We start from the raw sequence: 19,358 nt of genomic DNA on the forward strand, positions 1-19,358 counted from the left end.
GCTATCAACCTCATTTGCAAATTCAATCGATCTTTATGTGACTTATCGGTTTCTCGTTTACATCTAAGCGCTTAAGCCCATTTTGAACTTTTGCGCAGCCTGTCATCTTGCAGGAAAGCGGATTTGTTGACGCCTGAAATTTGCCGAAACCCGCGTAAAACCTGAGCTTTATCAGGTTTTTTACCAACCAAGGGTTTCTTTCAGGAACGGGATTGTCAGCTTGCGCTGAGCTTGAAGGGAGGCCTGATCGAGGCGTTCAAGCAGCTCGAAAAGCGCACTCATGCTGCGGGTACCGCGGGTCAAAATAAAATGCCCGACCTCGTCGGTCAGGTGCAGGCCGCGACGGGATGCGCGCAACTGCAAGGCACGCAATTTGTCTTCGTCAGAGAGTGGGCGCATCTGGAAGATAAGTGCCAGTGTCAGCCGAGACTTGAGGTCTGCCAGCTTCACCGGCAGTTCGCGCGGGGATGTCGAGGCGGCGATCAGCAGACGCCGGCCGCTGTCACGCAGACGATTGAAAAGATGGAACAGCGCCTCTTCCCAATCCGCCTTGCCGGCGACCGCCTGCAGATCGTCCAGGCAGACCAGTTCGTACTGTTCGAGGTTGTCGAGGATTTCAATGCCGCGGTCCAACAACTCGGCCAACGGCAGGTACACCGCCGGCTCCCCCAGTTGTTCGAAGCGCAGACACGCTGCCTGCAACAAATGCGTGCGCCCTACCCCGTCCTTGCCCCAGAGGTAAATCAGGCTTTCCGTCCAGCCGGCGTCGGCTTCGCAGAGCCGCTCGACATAGCCGAGTGCAGCGGCATTGGCGCCTGGGTAGTAATTGATAAAGGTAGCGTCATCACGCAGACGCACACCTAGGGGCAGCTGAATCGGTTTCATGCTGACTGAACAGTTCCAAAGGAACCGTTAGTGGCCTCTGTGTAAAGTTTGCGAAGTTTATACCCGTGAGGCTGACCGCACAATGCGACAGACCACAAGCAAAATCAAAGGTTTGCGTTAACGTGCTGGTTTTATGACAGTTTCTTTGACGGCGCATGTGACAGCCACGCCAGCGATACGGGCAAACCTGGCACGAAACCAGACTGCCCGCTACGAGCGATTAAAAACTTACAGCTCGGATTCGTCGACACCGCCGTAGATATCTGAATCCTTATACAAATCGTGTACGTGACGCACCAGGACCATGATCACCGCCGCCACAGGCAATGCCAGCAACACACCGGTAAAACCAAACAACTCGCCGCCAGCCAGGATCGCGAAGATCACCGCCACCGGGTGCAGACCGATACGGTCGCCCACCAGCAACGGCGTCAGGACCATGCCTTCCAGCGCCTGACCGACCATGAACACCGCGACAATACCGATCATGGGATATAGATCGCCACCGAACTGAAACAGACCGGCAATCAAGGCCGCACCAATCCCGATGACGAACCCCATGTACGGCACGATCGCCGCCAACCCGGCAATCAGACCGATCAACAGCCCCAGCTCCAGCCCGACGATCATCAAGCCTGCGGCATAGATCACGCCCAGCGCCAGCATCACCAGCAACTGTCCGCGCACGAACGCCCCGAGCACTTCATGGCATTCTCCCGCCAGGGACATGACGCGCTCTTCACGATCACGGGGCAGCAGGCTGCGGATCTTGGCCATCATCAGGTCCCAGTCGCGCAGCAGGTAAAAACTCACCACCGGAATCAGCACCAGATTGGCCAGCCAGCCGATCAACGCAAGGCCTGAAGCCGTCGCCTGACTCAGCACCACGCCGACCACGTCGGTGGTCTGGCCCATGTGCTCGCTGAACGCCGCCTTGAGCTTGTCGAACTTCCAGAAGCCGTCTGACAACCCGATCTTCGATTGCGCCCACGGCACGGCGGTATGCTGCAACCAGTCGAGCATTTGCGGCGCCAGTTCATACAAACGAAACAGCTGCTTGGCGAGCATCGGCACCAACACCAACAGCAACGCGGTGACGATCAATGTGAACAACGCAAACACCGCTACCACGCCCCAGGTCCGTGACAGACCGTACTTCTCCAGCCGATCCACCAGCGGGTCGAACAGATAGGCCAGCAACAGCGCCACCAGGAACGGCGTCAGGATCGGGTGCAACAGGTAAATAAACGCGCAAAGCAGGACCACCCCACCGAGCCAGAACCAACGCCGTGTATCGGCCATGTACCACTCCTGCTTCTATATAAAGAAAAACTACCAGCGAAAACGTAACTGCGGCGTCGGTGCCGGGGCTGGCGCTACAGCAGGTGTCGAGCCAGCAACCACGGGTTGAACAGGCGCCGTGGGGGCTGGCACCTCACCGGCCGCAATTTCCTGCAATTTCGCCAGGGACAACTGCGCCCGCAGTTGCTCGGCGCTGCCGTTGACCCGATAAAGCACGCGGTCGCCGTCGACACTTTGCAGGCGTGCGCCAAAAGGCTCCAGCAAACGCCCGAGCGCTGCATAGCGCTCCAGGTTCATGCCCTGCACTTCCAGCAACTGCTCGCTCGATGCCCCCGGCTTGGCGACAAAACGTGACGCCAAACGCTCGCTGACCGCCAACATCACCGCATCGGCCAGCGCGGCGGTATCGGCACCCTGCACGCTACCGGCTTCTTTCTGATCGCCCAACCACAAACGCCACTTGGCTTGCCATTGGCCACCCTCTTCACGGGCATGCACCGCCAGCAAAGCGTCGGCATTGTAACGGTCGGATGCGCCCCGCAGCGGTGCCGGGTCTGCACTTTCCAGATTCGGCGCAGTGGCAACAATCTGCTCGTTCAGGTCCGCCAGCGGCAAACGCAGCGGCAACCCACGATGTTGAGCCGCTCGACGCAGTGGCGTGGCACTGGCCTGGCCATCGCCGACCAGGCTCGAACCTTCAGTGGAATCGTTCAACCACCAACCGAGAATCGACGGCCGGTTGGCGCCCCACACGGCCAACCCGGCACGGCGCAAGGCCTGTTCGGTGGTGGCCGGATCGAAATCGACTTTCAGCACCTCCGGTGGCCCGGCGTCATAGCCGAACTGACTGATGATTTGCTGAGGGTCTTTGCGCACGGCCGCCAGACCCGGGCTCTGCGCAGCCTTGGGGTCGCCGGTCAGGCGCAACACCAACGTATCCAGCGCCCGCTGAGTCGCCTGATCGCGCTCCTCCGGCGTCTGACTGCTGACAGGCTCGCGCACTTGATAGAGGCTTTTGACTGTTTCGGCATGCCCGGTCAGGCTGACCATGGATAAACAGCCCACGAACAAGAATTTAAGAAAACGCATAAAAGATTCCTGACGACAAGAGCGGCTGGAACAGACCGCATGAAAATGATTGAACCAGGGGTCTGTTGACCACACGTTCAAGCAAAACATTCACCCGATCCCGGTAAGTTTTCGCATTGTCATAACGATAGACGGTTAACGTCGATACCTTATACAGCCATGTAGGACGCCACCAATACGAGCAATATCGGTTTTTTTAACGCGATATGCTCCTGCCCGTCGGCACGAGGATGGCCGCTGCCCCTCAAGCCTGATAAAATCGCGCGCCTTCGCAGACCGGCAACAGCCGGGCGTCCTGAAATTCGCGTACGGCAATTGCCCTTCGCCTGTTTCAGTGGCCCCACTGGACTCGGTCGTTACCCCTGAATCCCCCCTAAAGGCCTGGATCATGAGCAAGCAACCCTCCCTGAGCTACAAGGACGCCGGTGTAGACATCGACGCCGGTGAAGCATTGGTCGAACGCATCAAGAGCGTCGCCAAGCGCACCGCGCGCCCGGAAGTCATGGGCGGCCTGGGCGGTTTCGGCGCCCTCTGCGAAATCCCGGCCGGTTACAAACAACCGGTGCTGGTATCGGGCACTGACGGCGTCGGCACCAAGCTGCGCCTGGCGCTGAACCTGAACAAGCACGACAGCATCGGCATCGATCTGGTTGCCATGTGCGTGAACGACCTGGTGGTCTGCGGCGCCGAGCCGCTGTTCTTCCTCGACTACTACGCCACCGGCAAACTGAACGTCGAAACCGCGACCCAGGTCGTGACCGGCATCGGCGCTGGCTGTGAACTGTCCGGCTGCTCCCTGGTCGGCGGCGAAACCGCTGAAATGCCTGGCATGTACGAAGGCGAAGACTACGACCTGGCCGGCTTCTGCGTCGGCGTCGTGGAAAAGTCCGAAATCATCGACGGTTCCAAAGTCGCTGCCGGCGATGCCCTGCTCGCCCTGCCGTCTTCCGGCCCGCACTCCAACGGCTACTCGCTGATCCGCAAGATCATCGAAGTGTCCGGTGCAGACATCGAAAACATCCAGCTCGACGGCAAACCGCTGACCGACCTGCTGATGGCCCCGACCCGCATCTACGTGAAGCCGCTGCTCAAGCTGATCAAAGACACCGGTGCCGTCAAAGCCATGGCCCACATCACCGGTGGTGGCCTGCTGGACAACATCCCGCGCGTTCTGCCAAAAGGCGCGCAAGCGGTGGTTGACGTTGCAAGCTGGACTCGCCCTGCCGTGTTCGACTGGCTGCAAGAGAAAGGCAACGTCGATGAAAACGAAATGCACCGCGTGCTGAACTGCGGCGTCGGCATGGTTATCTGCGTTGCTCAAGAGCACGTTGAAACCGCGCTGAACGTGTTGCGTGAAGCCGGCGAGCAGCCTTGGGTCATCGGTCAGATCGCCACCGCTGCCGAAGGCGCGGCCCAGGTTGAACTGAAGAACCTCAAGGCTCATTGATGTCCCAGACCTGTGATGTGGTGGTGCTGTTGTCCGGCACCGGCAGTAACTTGCAGGCCTTGATCGACAGCACGCGGACCGGCGACAGCCCGGCCCGCATCGCTGCGGTGATCTCCAACCGCGCCGACGCCTACGGCCTGCAACGCGCCAGGGACGCGGGTATCGATACCCGCACCCTGGATCACAAGGCTTTCGAAGGTCGCGAGGCCTTCGATGCCGCGCTGATCGAACTGATCGACGCCTTCAACCCCAAACTCGTGGTACTGGCCGGTTTCATGCGCATTCTCAGCGCTGACTTCGTGCGCCACTATCAGGGTCGCCTGCTCAATATCCATCCCTCGCTGCTGCCCAAATACAAAGGGTTACACACCCATCAGCGCGCGCTGGAGGCCGGCGATACTGAACACGGCTGTTCCGTACACTTCGTCACCGAGGAACTCGATGGCGGACCACTGGTCGTACAGGCAGTAATACCGGTAGAGTTGCACGATTCGCCGCAGAGTCTGGCGCAGCGAGTCCATACCCAGGAACACCTGATCTACCCGATGGCCGTACGCTGGTTTGCTGAAGGTCGTTTATCACTCGATGAACAAGGTGCTTTACTGGATGGACAGTTACTCGCGGCCAGCGGCCACTTGATTCGAACCTAGGAGATTTTATGCGTCGCGCCCTGCTCTTCGCTTGCGCTCTGCTCGCCCTGCCGTTTGCGCAGGCCGCAGACCTTCAACCCTTCTCCGCCAGCTACACCGCCGACTGGAAACAGCTGCCCATGAGCGGCACCGCCGAGCGCAGCCTGACCAAGCAAGCCAATGGCGCCTGGAAGCTCAGCTTCAAGGCGTCGATGATGATCGCCAGCCTGACCGAAGAAAGCACCCTGACCCTGGACAAGGACACGCTGCTGCCACAGTCCTATCACTTCGAACGTGGCGGTCTGGGCAAAGCCAAGAAGGCTGATCTGGATTTCGACTGGACCAACAAAATGGTCACCGGCACCGATCGCGGTGACGCCGTCAAGCTCCCACTCAACCGCGGCATGGTCGACAAGTCCACCTATCAACTGGCGCTGCAACATGATGTGGCCGCCGGCAAGAAAAGCATGAGTTATCAAGTCGTCGATGACGGCGAAGTCGATACCTATGACTTCCGCGTGCTGGGTTCGGAGAAAGTCGACACCAAGGCTGGCCAGATCGATGCGATCAAGGTCGAGCGCGTGCGCGATCCGACACAAAGCAAGCGCATCACCGTGCTGTGGTTCGCCAAGGACTGGGATTACCTGCTGGTTCGTTTGCAACAGGTCGAAACCGACGGCAAGGAGTACAACATCATGCTCCTCGACGGTACGGTCAACGGCAAGACGGTCAAAGGCAGCTGATCCGCAACGACATGAAAGCCCCGCAAACGCGGGGCTTTTTTTCGTCTGGCATTTGGCTGGGCGAGAGCGATCAGCGCACGGTAAAGCGTTGCTGGGCCAGCAGACGGTCGCCCTGGAACACCATGAAACGCCATTCACCTGGAACGACTTCATGGCTTTCGGTGAACTCGTAAGCCATCAGGTCCTGCGGAGCACCGGGTACCAGTTTTTGAGTGACTTCCAGCTTGTCGTGACGCATGCCATCCGGAGTACGAATGCCCGGCGTTAAATAGAGCAAAGTCAACGGCTGATCTTCGGCGACCTTGCCGGCCAACTGGTAACGCATACCGAATTTGGTACCCAGTTTGGCAGGGACGACTTCGGTCTGCCGGATCTGTTCATTGCTGCAGCGCAAAACTCGCTCGCCCGATTGCAGCTCGGCTTTCGGGCCAGCGAATACACCGTATTCCACTGGGCCTTCGATGCGGACTTCGGCACTGGCCAGACCACAGACGAACATCATTGTGGCCAGGGCGGCTAAACGGGTGAGGTGCATGGTGCGCTCCTTGATTGAGATGAGCGCGAGGGTATGACGCGGGGGTGACAGGACGATGACAACTCTGAGCGCCTACAGGTTCTGCGTCTTGACTTAACGGCATTGGGGCAAGGTCAAATCCCCCGCCAAGAAAGTGGAACGCGAACTTGAAGGAATGCTCTATAACTTCAGGATCTTTTTTGATCGAATGTCTTTTTCCTACCGCCTGCGAGGTTTCCCATGACTGTTACCGTCAATACTGTCTCCGCCGAAGGTTTTCGTCACAGCGTCCAGATCGATGACCACGAACTTTTTGCCGATGTGTCAAAAACCTCTGGCGGCGAAGGCACGGCGCCTGAACCACACGACTACTTCGACGCTGCCCTGGGTGCCTGCAAGGCTCTGACGCTGAAAATGTATGCCAAGAAAAAGGACATCCCGCTGACGGGCGTCGAGGTTGAGGTCACGCGCGACAACAGTGAAGAGCAGAAAGGCAAATACGCCCTGCACGTCGAACTCACGCTCAAGGGTGTGCTCACCGACGCCCAGCGTGACGAACTGCACCGCGTGGCCGACCGCTGCCCGGTACACAAGCTGATGACCACTTCCGACATCAGCATCGAAACCCATCTGTCCGAAGGAGCCTTCAGCCAATAGCGGCAAGGGCTGCGCAAGCGGGTTATGCTCCCTGCGTCACCCGCTCAGCCTGGAATGCACCATGAACACTCCGCTCGTGATCCGCCCTCGCGCCGAAGATGTCGAAGGCCAGCCGATTCTTCGCCCGTTGCCGTCAGCCAAATGCCGCAACGTCGGGCCTTTCGTGTTTTTCGACCACATGCTCGAAACCCGTTACCCGGCGGGCAAAGGCATGAACATCCGTCAGCATCCGCATATCGGCCTGTCCACCCTCACCTACCTGTTCGAAGGGCAAATCCAGCACAAGGACAGCCTCGGCTCCGATCAGGTGGTGAATGCCGGTGATGTCAGCTGGATGACGGCGGGAAGCGCAATTGCCCACGTCGAACGCACGCCCGAACCATTGAAAGACAGCGGCTTTACGATGCACGGCTTACAGATCTGGCTGGCGTCACCCAAGGATCATGAACACGGCCCGGGACACTACAGCCACCATCCGGCGGCCACGCTGCCAATCAGCGATAACCTTGGCGTGAAAATACGGATGATCGCCGGGTCAGGCTTTTGCCTCGAATCGCCGGTACCGGTGCTTTCTCCTACGCTGTACGCCGAATTAAACCTGCAAACGGCGACCACATTACTGATTCCCACCGAGCATGAAGAACGGGCACTGTATGTGCTGAGCGGTGAGGCGCAACTGGATGGCGAGCCGCTGGAGCCGTATTCGCTGGTGGTATTGCCGGCCGGGGAAGAGATGACCTTGTTCGCCGAGAGCGACTGCCATGCCGTGCTGTTTGGTGGCGCACCACTGGATGGGCCGCGACGGATCAACTGGAATTTCGTGGCCAGCGATCCGGCATTGATCGATGAAGCACGTCGGCGCTGGGCTGCCGGGGATTGGCCGACAGTGCCGGGGGAAAGTGAGCGGATCGAACTGCCTTTGGATCTTCGGCGTTAGTAACACCGCCATCGCGAGCAGGCTCGCTCCCACAATGGATCGCACTCGTGCACAAATTCTGTGTGCACTGGAGATCTAATGTGGGAGCGAGCCTGCTCGCGATGTGGCCCGCACTAACACCGAGAGTGCCGGGGCAAAAAACAGCGATCAGCCCTTAAACACTTCATCCAGCAGATTGTGCATCGACATGAACGCACGAGCAGCGGTTTTCACGTCATACATCATCGTGCCCGGCACATTGGCATGGGGATCGGTGAACGAATGCACCGCACCGCCGTAGCTCAGCAACTGCCAATCCACACCAGCGGCATTCATTTCAGCTTCGAACGCCGGCAATTGCTCTTTCGGTACCAGCGGATCGGCCGCACCATGCAGCACCAGCACCGAGCCCTTGATGTTTTTTGCATCGGTCACGTTCGGCGTATCCAGCGAGCCATGGAACGACACCGCCGCTTTCACCGGCGCGCCGGCACGCGCCAATTCCAGCGCGCAGCAACCACCGAAGCAGAAACCGAACGTCGCCAGTTTCGAGGTATCGACTGCCGCCTCGCCCTGCCCTTGCAGTTGTTCGAAAGCAGCCTGCATGCGTTTGCGCAGCAAGGCGCGGTCATTCTTCAACGGCATCATCGCCGCGCCTGCCTCATCGCCGCTCCGCGGACGAATCGACTGGCCGTAAAGGTCCGCGATCAACACCACGTAGCCCTTGGAGGCCACCGACTTGGCGATCTCTTCGGCACCGGCGCTGACGCCCATCCAGTTCGGCGCCATCAACAGGCCCGGGCGCGGGCCTTTATGGTCGGCATCGAAGGCCAATCGGCTTTCATGCGACTGACCGTCGATCTGATAGGCGACGGAACGAACAGTGATTTGGCTCATGACTAACTCCCAGTAAAAAAGCCCCAGAATGAAAAAACCCGCCGAAGCGGGTTTTTTTTACAACGCGGTTAAACCGACAGTTCAACCAGCAGCTTGTTCAGACGGCGCACATAAGCGGCCGGGTCTTTCAAGCTGTCGCCGGCCGCCAGGGCCGCCTGATCGAACAGAATGTGCGACAGGTCGCCGAAGCGCTCGTCGCTCTGCTCGTTGTCGAGTTTCTCGATCAGCGGGTGAGCCGGGTTGAATTCGAAGATCGGCTTCGAATCCGGAACCTTCTGACCACTGGCTTCCAGGATCTGACGCATTTGCAGGCCCAGGTCCTGCTCGCCGATGGCCAGAATCGCCGGGGAATCGGTCAGACGGTGAGAAACCCGCACTTCAGCAACGGAGTCGCCCAAAGCGGTCTTGAGACGCTCAACCAGGCCTTCTTTGGACTTGGCGACTTCTTCCGCGGCTTTCTTGTCTTCTTCCGAATCCAGATTGCCGAGGTCCAGGTCACCGCGTGCCACGTCGACAAAGCTCTTGCCGTCGAAGTCGTTGAGGTAGCTCATCAGCCACTCGTCGATGCGGTCGGTCAGCAGCAGCACTTCGATGCCTTTCTTGCGGAAGACTTCCAGGTGCGGGCTGTTTTTGACTTGCGCGTAGGTTTCGCCGGTCAGGTAGTAGATCTTGTCCTGACCTTCCTTGGCGCGGGCCAGATAGTCGACCAGACCTACAACCTGCTCACCGTCATCGCCCTGAGTGGACGCGAAACGCAGCAGGCCAGCAATTTTCTCTTTGTTGGCGAAGTCTTCTGCCGGGCCTTCTTTCATGACCTGGCCGAAGTTCTTCCAGAAGCCTTTGTATTGCTCAGGCTCGTTCTTCGCCAGTTTTTCCAGCATGTCCAGAACGCGCTTGGTCAGCGCCGACTTCATGGAGTCGATGATCGGGTCTTTCTGCAGGATTTCCCGCGACACGTTCAGCGACAGGTCGTTGGAGTCGACCACGCCTTTGATGAAGCGCAGGTACAGCGGCAGGAACGACTCGGCCTGATCCATGACGAACACACGCTGCACGTACAGCTTCAGGCCTTTCGGCGCTTCACGCTGGTACAGGTCGAACGGAGCACGGGTCGGCACATAAAGCAGCGAGGTGTACTCGAGCTTGCCTTCGACCTTGTTGTGGCTCCAGCTCAGCGGGTTTTCGAAATCGTGAGCAACGTGTTTGTAGAACTCCTGGTATTCCTCGTCTTTTACTTCAGTGCGAGGACGGGTCCACAGGGCGCTGGCGCGGTTGACGGTTTCCCATTCAACGGCCGGTTGCTCTTCACCTTCGACGGCTGCCACTTCTTTCGGCAACTCGATCGGCAAGGCGATGTGGTCGGAGTACTTCTTGATAATGTTGCGCAGACGCCAGCCATCGGCGAACTCGTCTTCAGCGGATTTCAGGTGCAGGACGATGCGGGTACCACGGTCGGCTTTCTCGACAGTGGAAATTTCGAACTCGCCTTCGCCCTTGGACGACCAATGCACACCTTCGCTGGCAGCGAGGCCAGCACGGCGGCTGAATACATCAACTTTATCGGCGACGATGAAAGCCGAGTAAAAACCAACACCGAATTGACCGATCAGGTGCGAGTCTTTTTTCTGATCACCAGACAGGTGTTTCATGAAGTCGGCAGTGCCGGACTTGGCGATGGTGCCCAGATGGGTGACCGCGTCTTCGCGGCTCATGCCGATGCCGTTGTCTTCGAGGGTGACGGTTTTAGCGTCTTTGTCGAAGCTCACACGGATTTTCAGTTCAGCGCCGCCTTCCAGCAATTCAGGCTTGGCCAGCGCTTCAAAGCGTAATTTGTCGACAGCGTCAGAGGCGTTCGAGATCAATTCGCGAAGGAAAATTTCCTTGTTGGAATACAGCGAATGGATCATGAGGTGCAGCAGTTGCTTCACCTCGGTCTGGAAGCCCAGGGTTTCCTTTTGAGTTTCCACACTCATGGTCATCAAACTCCAATCAGATGGCATAAGCCGCGACCTTGAGGTCGGCGGCGGGTTGTCCTCAGAGTTGGGGGCTGAGATCAGGATTTCAAGGGCTCTTCGATTTTGAAGTGAGCGCGGGCCGTGGCAATGGGCTCGGCTTCGGTGCTTTGCCAGGCGGTAATTGCCACATTTGCCACCCGGCGCCCTTGTCGACATACCTGGCATCTGGCCCAGGTATCGCGAAACTGCCCTGCGCGCAGGTAGTCGAGGGAAAAGTCGATAATCTTCGGCACACCGGGCGAGCCGGTGAAGATCAGCAGGTGCAGTGCCGCCGAGAGTTCCATGAAGCCGGCAATCACCCCGCCATGAATCGCTGGCAATAAAGGATTACCAATGTTGTCCTTGTTGGCCGGCAGACGAAACAGCAGCTCATCCCCAACACGCGAGCATTCAACGCCGATCAGCCTGGCGTAGGGAATCAGGTCCAGCAGCGAGGCGTAGTCCCCCTGCGCATGGGCCTGTTGAAGTTGCTCCTTGAACGTGTCGGTCATTTCACACCTCCGGTGATGGCACCGGCAAAACCTTTGGTGCCTTTGATGCTCTTGCCCATGCGCATGAAGGTGCCCACCACATGGGCGATGGGCTGTTCGGGGTCGTCCTGATAGGCAAAACCACGCGCAAAGATTACGTCGGTGGTCACTCGGTAGCATTGGGCGAAACCGTACACGTCCTTGTGCGGCTCGGCGGCATGCATGTAGTCGATGCGCAAGTCGAGCGTCGGACAGACCTCGAACTCGGGCAGCACGCAAAGGGTGGCCATGCCACAGGCAGTGTCCATCAGCGAGGTCAGCGCCCCGCCATGAATCACCCCGGTTTGCGGGTTACCGACGATCTGCGGGCTGTACGGCAAAATCACCGTCAATCCTTCGCTGCTGGCGCTGTGAACGCGCATGCCGAGTACCTGACAATGCCGCAATGCCGACAGGAATCGCGTCGCACGCTCAAAAACGGGGTTTTCGGCCATTTGATAAAACTCTTCTTATGTCTGGGCAAAGTAGCGGGCTAGAAGGCAAAAGTTCCGCAGCAAAACAAACTTATATATCTGTGTGAATTGAGGAACTTAACCCTATTCGCCGTGCTCGAAAGGCCAGTAGATATTTTCCATAAGGAGAAACACCCCATGCGTAAGACTTTAGCTATTGCCTTGATGTTGACCGCTTCCCTCGGTCTCGCTGCTTGCGATAAAAAATCCGAGGACAAAGCTCAAGATGCTAACCAACATGCCGAGCAAGCTCAGGAAAAAATGAGCGAAGCTCAGGATAAAGTGAACGACGCAGCAAAAGAAAACGCCGAAGCTGCCAAAGCTCAGGCCGAATCGAACGCAGCAGCGACAAAAGAAGCCGCGCCAGAAGCACCTAAAAACTAAAAGCGTTTTTAGTGATAAAAGAAAACCCGCCAAGTGCGGGTTTTCTTTTATCTGCGGCTTTTATTTGCAATGCAGTATTAGATCAAAATCGTCCTAAAAGTCGGACTAATCATCAGCAACAACGAACACACTAAACCCACGAACCATACCAGACTGCGCTGCCAGGCCAGATCTCCCCAATAGCACAACAAGTAAATGATGCGTGTGATCACGAAGATGATTGCCAGCGTATCAATCAGCCACCCCGCCGTCTGCGTGGTGTGCGCCATCAACACCCCTACAGCAAACAATATGAACGCCTCGAAACTGTTCTGATGGGCCGCCAATGCGCGGGCGCCAAAACCGGTTAGTTGGGCCTGTTGCTGACGCGGCAGGTGATTGTCGTAACCGCCCTGCTCGTTCATGGCTTTGGCCACCGGAATCTTTGCCACGTAAATCAACAATGCGCTGATAAACACACACCAGAACGGAATACTCATCAAGCAGCCTCCTTGTTTGCTTCAGGCAATGGCGCCTCTGTAGGGGTATAGACCATCACATCTAGAACGTCGGAGTGAAACTCGCGGCGATACAACACCAGCACGACACCGGCACTCATCAACATGAACAACCAGGGGCTGACGAACCACGCCAGCATGGTCATGCCGAAGTAATAGGAACGCAGACCGAAGTTGAACTGGTTGGCCGCCATGGAGATGACACGAGCGGCTCGGGAAGCGAAGGCTTTACGCTCTTGCTCGGACACATGGCGCTCGCCGATCATCGGCGCCGAGCCCACGAGAATGGCCGCAAAGTTGTACTGACGCATGCACCAGCTGAACGTAAAGAACGCATAGACAAACACCAGCGCCAGGCACAACAACTTGATCTCCGACATCCCCTGGGAAGCCTGTTGCACCATCGGGATATCCGCCAGCAACGACACGGCTCTGTCGGATGCACCCAACACCGTGAGAATACCGGCCAGGATAATCAGCGTACTGGAGGCGAAGAACGAGGCATTGCGCTCCAGGTTACCGATCACGCTGGCATCGGCAATGCGGTTGTCGCGCAACAGCATGCGGCGCATCCAGTCTTCGCGATACAGGTGCAGCACGCTGGCCAGGCACGCGGTGTCGCGGCCCTTCCATGAGGCGTAACGGGTGTAACCGCCCCAGCAGACGACAAACCAGAGCGCGGCGAGGATGTGGATCAGATTGGCGTGGATGAACGACATGCAGTTCCCTGTGATGGAGTGGCGGAACACTGAAATCTTGTGGGAGCGAGCCTGCTCGCGATAGCGGTAGCTCAATCAACATCTCTGTTGAATGTAAAGCCGTCATCGCGAGCAGGCTCGCTCCCACATTGGAATTTTGTAGTGCTTCGACGTTAGCGCAAGGAAAAAGACACCGCATCCTGCCCATAAAAAAATGCCCCGTATCGATTGATACGGGGCATTTCTACTTTTCCAGGAAGCAGCTCGAGGCCCGCTTGTGGCGGGCCATGAAGCGGCTTAAGCCAGCGCTTCTTCGCGTTTGCCCAGCAGACGATCGCAAACCACGGCAACCACCAGGGTCATGACCGCCGGCACCAGCCACGCCAAGCCCTGCTCGCTCAGCGGCAGGTGAGCCAGTTGAGTCGGCATCCAGTCGGCCAGACCGGCACCCTTGAGGGCGTCGATCAGGCCGAAGATGAATGACACCAGCATCACTGGACCGACAATGCGGCCCTGCTCATGCCAGAAGTCCTTGCAGAAGCTCAGGGCTACCAGGGCGATGCACGGCGGGTAGATCGCGGTCAGCACCGGGATCGAGAACGCAATCAGCTTGGTGAGGCCCAGGTTGGACACCAACAGGGAGAACGCAGCCAGGATGATCACCAATGTCTTGTAGGACAGTGGCAGTACACGGCTGAAGTATTCAGCACAGGCACAGGTCAGACCGACCGCTGTCACCAGGCAGGCCAGGGAGATCAGCACGGCAAGGAAACCGCTACCCAACGAACCAAACGTGTGCTGAACATACGCGTGCAATACCGCCGCGCCGTTGGCGGCACCGGCGGCCACTTCATGGCTGCCCGAACCGAGACGGAACAGACTGACGTAGACCAGCGCCAGACCCACGCCGGCAATCAGCCCGGCGATGATCGCGTAACGGGTGATCAACGCTGGCGATTCCACGCCGCGGGAGCGGATCGCATTGACGATGACAATGCCGAATACCAACGCGCCCAGGGTATCCATGGTCAGGTAACCATTGATAAAGCCTTGGGAGAACGGTGCTGCGACATATTCAGGAGTGGCCACGCCGATGTCACCGGCCGGCAACGCGAACGCGGCGATGCCGAGAACGGCCAGGGCGATGATCTTCAGCGGTGCAAGGAAACGTCCTACAGTGTCCAGCAGACGGCCCGGATAGAGCGAGATGAAGAACACCAGCAGGAAGTACACCGAGCTATAGAGAAACAGCGCCAGCGGGCTCTCACCGGTCAGCGGCGCCAGGCCCACTTCGAACGACACGGTCGCGGTGCGCGGCGTCGCGAACAACGGGCCAACAGCGAGGTAGCACGCGGCTGCCAGCAGGCCACCGGCGACTTTACCGATCGGGCTGCTCAAGGCATCCATTGCACCACCGACCTTGGCCAGGGCGACAACGGTGATCACCGGCAATCCGACAGCGGTGATCAGAAAACCCAGCGCCGCCATCCAGACATTAGGCCCGGACTGCAAACCGACGATAGGCGGGAAGATGATGTTGCCAGCCCCGACGAACAGGGCAAATGTCATAAAACCCAGTGCCAGGATGTCCTGGCCTTTCAACACTTTCATTAAGGAAATACCACACTACTGAATCGGAATTTAGAGAGGGATTTCCCTTATGGGTGAGGGAAATGCTGTCGGCCCGTATAGGACTGACCCGTTTAGCGCGTCGCTGCCTTGTGGGCCGCGGACGCAAAAATGGCTGCTAGCCTAACGAATTCGCACGACAAACGCACTGTTACAGGGCGAACTATCCGATACGCGACACTTCAATGTCGCGTTTTTGCATGTAAATGATGGACGGCTGCAATTCCGCCATCGCGAGCAGGCTCGCTCCCACATTTAGAACGCGGTCAAATGTGGGAGCGAGCCTGCTCGCGATGAGGCCTTCACCGCCGACACAAATCCCGGAAACGACAAAGGCCACCCGAAGGTGGCCTTTGTTTGGTGAAGCGTCAGCTAAGCGCGAGGCTTACTTGATCGCCCAACCGGTCAGCTCGGACAAAGCCTTGCCGATGTCTGCCAGCGAACGCACGGTTTTAACGCCTGCGTCTTCCAGGGCAGCAAACTTCTCGTCTGCAGTGCCTTTGCCGCCAGAGATGATTGCGCCAGCATGGCCCATGCGCTTGCCCGCAGGGGCAGTCACACCAGCGATGTAGGAAACAACCGGCTTGGTCACGTTTGCCTTGATGTAGGCAGCCGCTTCTTCTTCAGCCGAACCGCCGATCTCACCGATCATTACGATCGCTTCGGTCTTCGGGTCTTCCTGGAACAGCTTCAGGATGTCGATGAAGTTCGAACCCGGGATCGGGTCACCGCCGATGCCGACGCAAGTCGACTGACCGAAACCGGCGTCAGTGGTCTGCTTCACAGCTTCGTAGGTCAGGGTGCCGGAACGGGAAACGATACCGACCTTGCCTGGCAAGTGAATGTGACCTGGCATGATGCCGATCTTGCATTCGCCTGGAGTGATCACGCCTGGGCAGTTAGGACCGATCAGGACTACGCCCAGCTCGTCGCACTTGACCTTGGCATCCAGCATGTCCAGGGTAGGAATGCCTTCAGTGATGCAAACGATCAGCTTGATGCCGCCGAATGCTGCTTCCAGGATGGAGTCCTTGCAGAAAGGAGCTGGAACGTAGATCACGCTGGCGGTGGCGCCAGTGGCAGCTACAGCGTCTTTCACGGTGTTGAACACTGGCAGACCCAGGTGCTCGGTGCCGCCTTTGCCAGGAGTTACGCCACCAACCATCTTGGTGCCGTATTCGATGGCTTGCTGGGTGTGGAAACTACCTTGCGAACCGGTAATACCCTGGCAGATAACTTTGGTGTCTTTATTGATCAGGACGCTCATTATTTGCCCTCCGCAGCTTTAACGACTTGTTGAGCAGCGTCGGTCAGGCTGGTAGCAGCGATGATGTTCAAACCGCTTTCTGCCAGTACTTTAGCGCCCAGCTCAGCGTTGTTGCCTTCAAGGCGAACAACAACCGGGATTTTCACGCCGACTTCTTTCACAGCGCCGATGATGCCTTCGGCAATCATGTCGCAACGAACGATGCCGCCGAAGATGTTGACCAATACTGCAGCGACGTTAGTGTCGGACAGGATGATCTTGAACGCTTCGGTAACGCGTTCTTTGGTAGCACCGCCGCCCACGTCGAGGAAGTTGGCTGGTTTGCCGCCATGCAGGTTGACGATGTCCATGGTACCCATGGCCAGGCCAGCACCGTTGACCATGCAACCGATGTTGCCTTCCAGTGCTACGTAGTTCAGTTCGAACTTGGCAGCGTGCGCTTCGCGCGGATCGTCTTGCGACGGATCGTGGAAAGTCTTCAGCTTAGGCTGACGGTACATGGCGTTGGCGTCGATGTTGATCTTGGCGTCGAGGCAATGCAGATCGCCGTCAGCCTTGATCACCAGCGGGTTCACTTCCAGCAGAGCCAGGTCGTGATCCTTGAACAGCTTGGCCAGACCGACGAAGATCTTGGCGAACTGAGCAACTTGCTTGCCTTCCAGACCCAGCTGGAATGCCAGCTCGCGACCCTGGAATGGCTGAGCGCCAACCAGTGGATCGATAGTGGCCTTGAGGATTTTCTCAGGGGTGTCGTGAGCGATTTTCTCGATGTCCACGCCACCTTCGGTGGAAGCCATGAACACGATGCGACGGCTCGAACGGTCAACGACAGCGCCCAGGTACAGCTCTTTAGCGATATCAGTGCACGATTCAACCAGGATCTTGGTGACTGGCTGACCATTGGCATCAGTCTGGTAAGTCACCAGACGCTTGCCCAACCACTGTTGAGCGAATGCTTTGGCGTCTTCTTTGCTGCGAACCAGCTTTACGCCGCCCGCTTTACCGCGACCACCAGCGTGGACCTGGGCTTTGACAACCCACTCGGTGCCGCCGATTTTGTCGCAAGCTTCTGCTGCTGCTTCCGGGGTGTCTACTGCGTAGCCGGTGGAAACTGGCAGGCCGTACTCAGCGAACAGCTGCTTACCCTGATACTCGTGAAGATTCATGCTTATTACCGTCTTCGTTAGGTACTGCGCATTCGGTGCTGCACTAGTTGAAGTGCCGCACCACCTGTGACTGCTGCTTGCGTAGCTGAGCTACGCAAGACTGCGTCCAGCGGACATTCCGCGGTGAGTCTTGCATGCAAGGCTCACGACGGGCCGTACCGCCGTGGTTTCTTATTGTCTTAACGCTTCTTGCGGTTGGCGATGTGGATGGCGCCGCCATTCACAGCCAAAGCTGCTTCGTGCAAGGCTTCAGACAGGGTCGGATGGGAGAAAACCATCATGCCCAGGTCTTCAGCGCTGGTGCCGAATTCCATACCGATCGCGCCCTGCTGAACCAGTTCTGCAGCGCTCGGGCCAATCACGTGGACGCCCAATACGCGGTCAGTCTTGGCATCGGCAATGACTTTCACGAAACCGCCGGTGTCGTTGGCTGCCATGGCACGGCCACTGGCTGCGAACGGGAAGGTGCCAACGTTAACTTCAACGCCTTCAGCCTTCAAGGTCTGCTCGGTTTTGCCGACCCACGCGATTTCCGGGTGAGTATAAATAACTGACGGGATCAAGTCATAGTTCATCTGGGCTTTGTGGCCCTTGATGCGCTCAACGACCATGATGCCCTCTTCCGAGGCTTTGTGTGCCAGCATCATGCCGCGAACCACGTCACCGATGGCGTAAACGCCCGGTACGGTGGTGGCGCAGTGATCGTCAACATGCACGAAACCGCGCTCGTCCAGGGTCACGCCGCAATCAGCAGCCAGCAGATCAGTGGTCACCGGACGGCGACCAACGGCTACGATCAGCTTGTCGAAAGTGATGTTCTGTTCGCCATTGGCATCGGTGTAGTTCACAACGACTTCGTCGCCGTTCACTTTGGAACCGGTGACGCGAGCGCCCAGCTTGATGTCCAGACCTTGTTTGGTCAGGGTTTTCAGCGCTTCCTTGGAAACGGCAGCATCAGCGGCCATCAGGAAAGTGTCCAGCGCTTCGAGAACGGTCACTTCTGCGCCCAGACGGGACCAGACCGAACCCAGTTCCAGACCGATCACGCCAGCGCCAATCACGCCCAGACGTTTTGGAACCGATTGGAATTCCAGCGCGCCAGTCGAATCGACGATCACATTCTGGTCGACCGGAGCCGGTGGAATGTCGATCGGACGCGAACCTGGAGCCAGAATCACGTTCTCGGCTTCAATGATTTCTACCGAACCGTCAGGCTTGGTGACTTCGACTTTCTTGCCGGCCAGCAGTTTGCCGTGGCCCTGGATCGAAGTCACACCGTTGGCTTTGAACAGGGTCGCAACGCCGGAGGTCAGGCCTTTGACGATGTTGGCTTTACGGCCGACCATTGCTGGCACGTCCATGGTCACGCCAGCGTGGTTGATACCGTGGATCGCGAAGCCGTCTTGGGCTTCGTGGAACTTCCAGGAACTGTCCAGCAGCGCCTTGGATGGAATGCAGCCGACGTTCAGGCAAGTACCGCCGAGGGCCAGTTTGCCTTCCTTGTCGGTGTATTTCTCGATGCAGGCAGTGGAGAGGCCCAGTTGCGCTGCTTTAATGGCAGCCACGTAGCCGCCAGGGCCCGCGCCAATCACTACCACGTCGAATTTCTGAGTCATGTGTCATTCCTTCTCGAATCAAACC

The 19,358-nt window shown here is 58.0% G+C and carries 20 protein-coding genes; 6 read left to right on the top strand and 14 right to left on the bottom strand.

The genetic code is table 11. From position 1 onward, the window contains the following. Positions 1-180: 180 nt before the first annotated feature. The 3 genes from hda to BK662_RS27380 form a co-directional block, all read right to left on the bottom strand. Entirely contained in the window at positions 181-885 is a 705-nt protein-coding gene (hda, locus tag BK662_RS27370; protein ID WP_007898944.1) for a DnaA regulatory inactivator Hda, read from the bottom strand. A 228-nt stretch (positions 886-1,113) separates the two neighbouring features. After that, a complete protein-coding gene (locus tag BK662_RS27375) occupies positions 1,114-2,187 on the bottom strand; it encodes an AI-2E family transporter (RefSeq protein ID WP_123360149.1) in 1,074 nt (357 codons plus the stop codon). Positions 2,188-2,217: 30 nt separating this feature from the next. Continuing rightward, on the bottom strand, positions 2,218-3,276 hold the full coding sequence (locus BK662_RS27380) for a DUF2066 domain-containing protein (protein WP_123360150.1): 1,059 nt from the start codon (positions 3,274-3,276) through the stop codon (positions 2,218-2,220). A 388-nt stretch (positions 3,277-3,664) separates the two neighbouring features. On the opposite strand from BK662_RS27380, the gene purM reads away from it, so the two are divergent. From purM to BK662_RS27395, 3 genes are read left to right on the top strand one after another with little or no spacing between them, the layout of a single operon-like run. Further along, positions 3,665-4,723 (top strand): phosphoribosylformylglycinamidine cyclo-ligase, encoded by a 1,059-nt coding sequence (purM, locus tag BK662_RS27385; RefSeq protein ID WP_010456810.1) that lies wholly within the window; start codon positions 3,665-3,667, stop codon positions 4,721-4,723. Beyond that, positions 4,723-5,373, top strand: coding sequence for a phosphoribosylglycinamide formyltransferase (gene purN / locus BK662_RS27390; RefSeq protein WP_123360151.1), 651 nt, complete (start codon positions 4,723-4,725; stop codon positions 5,371-5,373). Before purM ends, purN begins: the two co-directional genes overlap by 1 nt. A gap of 8 nt (positions 5,374-5,381) precedes the next feature. Continuing rightward, complete coding sequence (locus BK662_RS27395; RefSeq protein WP_123360152.1) at positions 5,382-6,095, top strand: DUF3108 domain-containing protein; 714 nt, start codon at positions 5,382-5,384, stop codon at positions 6,093-6,095. A gap of 70 nt (positions 6,096-6,165) precedes the next feature. On the opposite strand, the gene BK662_RS27400 is transcribed toward BK662_RS27395, so the two are convergent. Next, a complete protein-coding gene (locus BK662_RS27400; RefSeq protein WP_123360153.1) occupies positions 6,166-6,630 on the bottom strand; it encodes a DUF3859 domain-containing protein in 465 nt (154 codons plus the stop codon). 219 nt (positions 6,631-6,849) lie between these two features. Here BK662_RS27400 and BK662_RS27405 point away from each other — a divergent pair, with 219 nt between their 5' ends. Together BK662_RS27405 and BK662_RS27410 are read left to right on the top strand one after the other, a co-directional pair. Beyond that, on the top strand, positions 6,850-7,266 hold the full coding sequence (locus tag BK662_RS27405) for an OsmC family protein (protein WP_123360154.1): 417 nt from the start codon (positions 6,850-6,852) through the stop codon (positions 7,264-7,266). Positions 7,267-7,327: 61 nt separating this feature from the next. Further along, complete coding sequence (locus BK662_RS27410) at positions 7,328-8,203, top strand: pirin family protein (RefSeq protein ID WP_123360155.1); 876 nt, start codon at positions 7,328-7,330, stop codon at positions 8,201-8,203. Between the two features lie 147 nt (positions 8,204-8,350). Here BK662_RS27410 and BK662_RS27415 read toward each other — a convergent pair whose 3' ends face one another. From BK662_RS27415 to BK662_RS27430, 4 genes are all read right to left on the bottom strand, one after another. Next, on the bottom strand, positions 8,351-9,079 hold the full coding sequence (locus tag BK662_RS27415; protein WP_123360156.1) for a dienelactone hydrolase family protein: 729 nt from the start codon (positions 9,077-9,079) through the stop codon (positions 8,351-8,353). Positions 9,080-9,147: 68 nt separating this feature from the next. Further along, positions 9,148-11,052 (bottom strand): molecular chaperone HtpG, encoded by a 1,905-nt coding sequence (htpG, locus tag BK662_RS27420; protein ID WP_123360723.1) that lies wholly within the window; start codon positions 11,050-11,052, stop codon positions 9,148-9,150. An 80-nt stretch (positions 11,053-11,132) separates the two neighbouring features. Beyond that, on the bottom strand, positions 11,133-11,585 hold the full coding sequence (locus BK662_RS27425) for a PaaI family thioesterase (protein WP_030131718.1): 453 nt from the start codon (positions 11,583-11,585) through the stop codon (positions 11,133-11,135). Further along, a complete protein-coding gene (locus BK662_RS27430) occupies positions 11,582-12,058 on the bottom strand; it encodes a PaaI family thioesterase (protein ID WP_123360157.1) in 477 nt (158 codons plus the stop codon). The genes BK662_RS27425 and BK662_RS27430 overlap by 4 nt, the downstream gene beginning before the upstream one ends. A 156-nt stretch (positions 12,059-12,214) precedes the next feature. Between BK662_RS27430 and BK662_RS27435 the strand changes: the two genes are divergently transcribed. After that, on the top strand, positions 12,215-12,460 hold the full coding sequence (locus BK662_RS27435) for a hypothetical protein (protein ID WP_123360158.1): 246 nt from the start codon (positions 12,215-12,217) through the stop codon (positions 12,458-12,460). Positions 12,461-12,537: 77 nt separating this feature from the next. Here the strand turns inward: BK662_RS27435 and BK662_RS27440 are convergent, their stop codons facing one another. The 6 genes from BK662_RS27440 to lpdA form a co-directional block, all read right to left on the bottom strand. Beyond that, positions 12,538-12,939 (bottom strand): MAPEG family protein, encoded by a 402-nt coding sequence (locus BK662_RS27440; RefSeq protein ID WP_123360159.1) that lies wholly within the window; start codon positions 12,937-12,939, stop codon positions 12,538-12,540. After that, a complete protein-coding gene (locus BK662_RS27445; RefSeq protein ID WP_030131722.1) occupies positions 12,939-13,676 on the bottom strand; it encodes a DUF599 domain-containing protein in 738 nt (245 codons plus the stop codon). Before BK662_RS27445 ends, BK662_RS27440 begins: the two co-directional genes overlap by 1 nt. 276 nt (positions 13,677-13,952) lie before the next feature. Continuing rightward, positions 13,953-15,266, bottom strand: a complete 1,314-nt coding sequence (gene brnQ / locus BK662_RS27450) for a branched-chain amino acid transport system II carrier protein (RefSeq protein WP_123360160.1) — start codon at positions 15,264-15,266, stop codon at positions 13,953-13,955. 403 nt (positions 15,267-15,669) lie between these two features. After that, complete coding sequence (gene sucD / locus BK662_RS27455; RefSeq protein ID WP_007898976.1) at positions 15,670-16,551, bottom strand: succinate--CoA ligase subunit alpha; 882 nt, start codon at positions 16,549-16,551, stop codon at positions 15,670-15,672. Continuing rightward, positions 16,551-17,717, bottom strand: coding sequence for an ADP-forming succinate--CoA ligase subunit beta (sucC, locus tag BK662_RS27460; protein WP_007898980.1), 1,167 nt, complete (start codon positions 17,715-17,717; stop codon positions 16,551-16,553). Before sucC ends, sucD begins: the two co-directional genes overlap by 1 nt. 179 nt (positions 17,718-17,896) lie before the next feature. Next, positions 17,897-19,333 carry a dihydrolipoyl dehydrogenase gene (gene lpdA / locus BK662_RS27465; RefSeq protein WP_007898983.1) on the bottom strand — a complete coding sequence of 479 codons (1,437 nt, stop codon included), beginning with the start codon at positions 19,331-19,333 and terminating at the stop codon, positions 17,897-17,899. Positions 19,334-19,358 lie beyond the last annotated feature (25 nt).

The sequence above is a fragment of the Pseudomonas frederiksbergensis genome (assembly GCF_003732275.1).
Classification (GTDB): domain Bacteria; phylum Pseudomonadota; class Gammaproteobacteria; order Pseudomonadales; family Pseudomonadaceae; genus Aquipseudomonas; species Aquipseudomonas frederiksbergensis_H.

Bases quoted from the DNA above. Each gene is read 5' to 3' on its own strand.
- BK662_RS27440 (WP_123360159.1), bottom strand. From the start codon at position 12,939: ATGAGTATTCCGTTCTGGTGTGTGTTTATCAGCGCATTGTTGATTTAC.
- BK662_RS27380 (WP_123360150.1), bottom strand. From the start codon at position 3,276: ATGCGTTTTCTTAAATTCTTGTTCGTGGGCTGTTTATCCATGGTCAGC.
- BK662_RS27400 (WP_123360153.1), bottom strand. From the start codon at position 6,630: ATGCACCTCACCCGTTTAGCCGCCCTGGCCACAATGATGTTCGTCTGT.
- BK662_RS27430 (WP_123360157.1), bottom strand. From the start codon at position 12,058: ATGGCCGAAAACCCCGTTTTTGAGCGTGCGACGCGATTCCTGTCGGCA.
- purN (WP_123360151.1), top strand. From the start codon at position 4,723: ATGTCCCAGACCTGTGATGTGGTGGTGCTGTTGTCCGGCACCGGCAGT.
- htpG (WP_123360723.1), bottom strand. From the start codon at position 11,052: ATGAGTGTGGAAACTCAAAAGGAAACCCTGGGCTTCCAGACCGAGGTG.
- BK662_RS27410 (WP_123360155.1), top strand. From the start codon at position 7,328: ATGAACACTCCGCTCGTGATCCGCCCTCGCGCCGAAGATGTCGAAGGC.
- BK662_RS27445 (WP_030131722.1), bottom strand. From the start codon at position 13,676: ATGTCGTTCATCCACGCCAATCTGATCCACATCCTCGCCGCGCTCTGG.
- BK662_RS27395 (WP_123360152.1), top strand. From the start codon at position 5,382: ATGCGTCGCGCCCTGCTCTTCGCTTGCGCTCTGCTCGCCCTGCCGTTT.
- BK662_RS27425 (WP_030131718.1), bottom strand. From the start codon at position 11,585: ATGACCGACACGTTCAAGGAGCAACTTCAACAGGCCCATGCGCAGGGG.
- BK662_RS27415 (WP_123360156.1), bottom strand. From the start codon at position 9,079: ATGAGCCAAATCACTGTTCGTTCCGTCGCCTATCAGATCGACGGTCAG.
- BK662_RS27435 (WP_123360158.1), top strand. From the start codon at position 12,215: ATGCGTAAGACTTTAGCTATTGCCTTGATGTTGACCGCTTCCCTCGGT.
- brnQ (WP_123360160.1), bottom strand. From the start codon at position 15,266: ATGAAAGTGTTGAAAGGCCAGGACATCCTGGCACTGGGTTTTATGACA.
- lpdA (WP_007898983.1), bottom strand. From the start codon at position 19,333: ATGACTCAGAAATTCGACGTGGTAGTGATTGGCGCGGGCCCTGGCGGC.
- purM (WP_010456810.1), top strand. From the start codon at position 3,665: ATGAGCAAGCAACCCTCCCTGAGCTACAAGGACGCCGGTGTAGACATC.
- sucC (WP_007898980.1), bottom strand. From the start codon at position 17,717: ATGAATCTTCACGAGTATCAGGGTAAGCAGCTGTTCGCTGAGTACGGC.
- sucD (WP_007898976.1), bottom strand. From the start codon at position 16,551: ATGAGCGTCCTGATCAATAAAGACACCAAAGTTATCTGCCAGGGTATT.
- BK662_RS27375 (WP_123360149.1), bottom strand. From the start codon at position 2,187: ATGGCCGATACACGGCGTTGGTTCTGGCTCGGTGGGGTGGTCCTGCTT.
- hda (WP_007898944.1), bottom strand. From the start codon at position 885: ATGAAACCGATTCAGCTGCCCCTAGGTGTGCGTCTGCGTGATGACGCT.
- BK662_RS27405 (WP_123360154.1), top strand. From the start codon at position 6,850: ATGACTGTTACCGTCAATACTGTCTCCGCCGAAGGTTTTCGTCACAGC.